The sequence below is a fragment of the Streptomyces albidochromogenes genome, assembly GCF_005981925.1.
GTDB lineage: Bacteria > Actinomycetota > Actinomycetes > Streptomycetales > Streptomycetaceae > Streptomyces > Streptomyces albidochromogenes.
This window is the reverse complement of the sequence record NZ_VBVX01000475.1, coordinates 1-3,433: the sequence shown is the minus strand read 5'-3', so window position 1 is coordinate 3,433 and position 3,433 is coordinate 1. Positions and strand designations below refer to the sequence as shown.

4 protein-coding genes are annotated in these 3,433 nt (G+C 72.2%); 3 read left to right on the top strand and 1 reads right to left on the bottom strand.

Features of this window, described 5'->3' with window-relative positions; genetic code table 11:
- From E2E34_RS32675 to E2E34_RS32665, 3 genes are all read left to right on the top strand, one after another.
- Positions 1-292: SIS domain-containing protein (locus E2E34_RS32675; protein WP_279637920.1), on the top strand; the 292-nt coding region annotated here is incomplete at its 5' end.
- A 142-nt stretch (positions 293-434) separates the two neighbouring features.
- Complete coding sequence (gene manA / locus E2E34_RS32670; RefSeq protein ID WP_138905457.1) at positions 435-1,607, top strand: mannose-6-phosphate isomerase, class I; 1,173 nt, start codon at positions 435-437, stop codon at positions 1,605-1,607.
- Positions 1,608-1,704: 97 nt separating this feature from the next.
- Entirely contained in the window at positions 1,705-2,673 is a 969-nt protein-coding gene (locus E2E34_RS32665; protein WP_138905456.1) for a cation diffusion facilitator family transporter, read from the top strand.
- 92 nt (positions 2,674-2,765) lie between these two features.
- On the opposite strand, the gene lepB is transcribed toward E2E34_RS32665, so the two are convergent.
- Positions 2,766-3,433 (bottom strand): signal peptidase I (gene lepB / locus E2E34_RS32660; protein ID WP_244316355.1); only part of this gene is annotated, 668 nt, incomplete at its 5' end.

Below are 3,433 nucleotides of genomic sequence, written 5' to 3'. Positions count from 1 at the left end.
CGGCGTGCTGCTCTCCGGAGCCTTCGCCGCCGGCGCCGACCCCGACGACTTCTTCCGCGACCGCGTCAACGAGGCCCAGGCGCTGCACGCGCGCGTGGTGCTCCTGCGGGACCGCCCCACGGGCGGCATGACCGCAGCCCCCGCCGCCCGCGAACTCGCGCTGAGCCACGACACGGCCATCAGCGAGATCGAGCCCGAGGACGCCAGCGAGCTGGAGAACGTCGCAGAGATGCTCGCCATCACGGATTTCGCCGCCGTTTACCTGGCGCTCGCTTCCGCAGGCGGATCATGAGCACGAGCACCTGACAGCGGCAGCACCACCGGCACCACAAGCCCCATCAGCCAGCCCACCGAGGTGGGACCAGCCCCACCGCCGAAGGCCGTACCGCCAAGGGTCACCACACGCAGCAGCCACCACACCCAGGGGAAGCCCCATGGACCGCCTCTCGAACACCGTGCGCCCCTACGCCTGGGGCTCCACGACCGCCATCCCGGCCCTCCTCGGCACCGCCCCCACCGGCGAACCCCAGGCCGAGATGTGGATGGGGGCCCACCCCGGCGCCCCGTCCCGCGTCGACCGCGGAGACGGCGCGGGCGAGCAGCCACTGTCGGCGGTCATCGACGCGGCCCCCGAAGCGGAACTGGGCGAAGCCGCGGTACGGAAGTTCGGCCCCCGCCTCCCCTTCCTCCTCAAGATCCTCGCGGCCGGCGCCCCCCTCTCCCTCCAGGTCCACCCGAACCTCGCCCAGGCGAGGGAGGGTTACGCCGCCGAGGAGAGCGCCGGGGTCCCGATCGACGCCCCCCACCGCAACTACCGGGACGCGAACCACAAGCCCGAACTGATCTGTGCCCTGACCCCCTTCGAGGGCTTCTGCGGCTTCCGCGCCCCCGCCGAGTCGGCCGACGTGCTCGCGGCGCTCGACGTCGACTCCCTCAAGCCGTACGTCGACCTCCTGCACGCCCACCCCGAGGAGGCCGCCCTCCGCGAGGTGCTCACCGCCGTACTGTCGGCGGACCGCGCCGAGATGGCGGAGACGGTCACCTCCGCCGCGGCCGCCGCCGACCGCCTGGGCGGCGCGTACGCCCCGTACGCGACCCTCGCGCACCACTTCCCGGGCGACCCGGGCGTGATCGCCGCCATGCTGCTGAACCACGTCCGGCTCCAGCCCGGCGAGGCACTCTTCCTCGGCGCCGGAGTCCCGCACGCGTACCTCGGCGGCCTCGGCGTCGAGATCATGGCGAACTCCGACAACGTCCTGCGCTGCGGCCTCACCCCCAAGCACGTCGACGTCCCCGAACTCCTGCGCGTCGTCCGCTTCGAGGCGGGCGACCCGGCCGTTTTGCGACCCGAGGCGTCGTCCTCCACCGGCGAGGAGCTGTACGACACGCCGATCGAGGAGTTCCGCCTCTCGCGCCACGTCCTCGCCCCCGGCGCCGCGCCCCGCACCCTCCCGTCGGCCACCCCGCAGATCCTGCTCTGCACGGCGGGTGAGGTCCGCGCCGGCGAGCTGACGCTCGCCCCCGGCCGGTCGGCCTTCGTACCGGCAGGCGAAACGGTGCGATTGTCCGGTACGGGCACACTCTTCCGCGCAACTGTGGTCGCCTGACGTACCGTCCGCACACGCGGCCACAGCAAGCTGCAACAATGTGCGGCCGTACGGCGGCGCCAGGGCCGCGGCACCAAGGAAGGGACATCCGGCACCCATGAGTGCGTCAGGCGGAACCAAGGCGATCGTGGCGGCACTCGCCGCCAACCTCGCGATCGCAGTAGCCAAGTTTGTGGCGTTCCTCTTCAGTGGCTCGTCCTCGATGCTCGCGGAGAGCGTGCACTCGCTCGCCGACTCGGGCAACCAGGGCCTGCTGCTGCTCGGCGGGAAGAAGGCCAAGCGCGAGGCGACCCCCCAGCACCCCTTCGGCTACGGCCGCGAGCGTTACATCTACGCCTTCCTGGTCTCGATCGTCCTCTTCTCCGTGGGTGGCATGTTCGCCATCTACGAGGGCTACGAGAAGATCAAGCACCCGCACGAGATCGAGGCCTGGTACTGGCCCGTCGGCGTCCTGGTGTTCGCGATCATCGCGGAGACCTTCTCCTTCCGCACGGCGATCGTCGAGTCGAACCAGACGCGCGGCAACCTGTCCTGGAAGGACTTCATCCGCCGCGCCAAGGCCCCCGAGCTGCCGGTCGTCCTCCTGGAGGACCTCGGCGCGCTGGTCGGTCTGATCCTGGCGCTCGTCGGCGTCAGCCTCGCGATCGTCACCGGCGACGGCGTCTGGGACGGCATCGGCACCCTCTGCATCGGCGTCCTGCTGATCATCATCGCGATCGTCCTGGCCGCCGAGACCAAGTCGCTCCTCCTCGGCGAGGCGGCGGGCACGGAGGACGTGGACAAGATCCAGGCCGCGCTCGTCGACGGCGACACGGTCACCCGCGTCATCCACATGCGCACGCTGCACCTTGGCCCGGAGGAGCTGCTCGTCGCCGCCAAGATCGCGGTCCGGCACGACGAGACCGCCACCGAGGTCGCCCACGCGATCAACGCCGCGGAGGACCGCATCCGCGCGGCCGTCCCGATCGCCCGGGTGATCTACCTGGAGCCGGACATCTACAGCGAGGCGGCGGCAGCGGCGGGCGAGAACCCGGCCACCACGCCCGGCGGCCCGTCCACGCACTGACACCCCGTACGCCCGTACGGCGCGACGAAGGCCCCCGCCGGATCGGCGGGGGCCTTAGCCGTGTCTCACCGCACCTGCGGTGGCGGCATGTCTCACCGCACCTGCGGTGGTGGCGTCGCCGCCCACTCCGGCGTCACCACGGCCTTCCGCCGGCCCGCCACCAGCGACGCCACCCCGAGCCCCCCACCGACCAGCAACAGCACGACGCCGACGAACCCGCCCGCGACGAGCAGGACCGGAACCGTCCAGTCGTCGAGCACCCGGGCGCGCACGGCACCGACGGCGACCGTGCCGGACTGCTCGGAGAGGAAGTAGCGGGAGTCGCGCGAGTTCCCCCGGTTGTCCCCGAGCAGGAACATCCGGCCCTCCGGCACCTCCACGTCGAACGACGTCACGCCGTCGCCCGGCTCGCCGGCCCTCACGTACGGCTCGTCGAGCGGCCGCCCGTTCAGCGTCAACGCGGCGTCCCCGCGCCGATAGGCGATACGGTCGCCGCCCAGCGCCACCACCCGCTGCAACGCGAGCCCCTCAGGCACCCGCTCAGGAATGGAGGACAGGACCACGTCGCCGCGCCGGATGTCATCGCCGCCGATCTCCTCGGTGACGATCCTGTCGCCCTGCCGGTACGTCGGGTCCATGCTCCCGCTGCCCACCTCGGACGCCTGGTGCCCGCCCCGGCCCAGGACGAGCCCGGCCGTCACGAGCACGATCCCGGCCAGCAGCAGCACGACCGCCGCGACCCCAAGCCCTCTCCCTCTAC

What these genes read in the sequence shown, in the direction of transcription:
- E2E34_RS32665 (WP_138905456.1), top strand. Translation starts at nt 1,705, where the DNA reads ATGAGTGCGTCAGGCGGAACCAAGGCGATCGTGGCGGCACTCGCCGCC.
- manA (WP_138905457.1), top strand. Translation starts at nt 435, where the DNA reads ATGGACCGCCTCTCGAACACCGTGCGCCCCTACGCCTGGGGCTCCACG.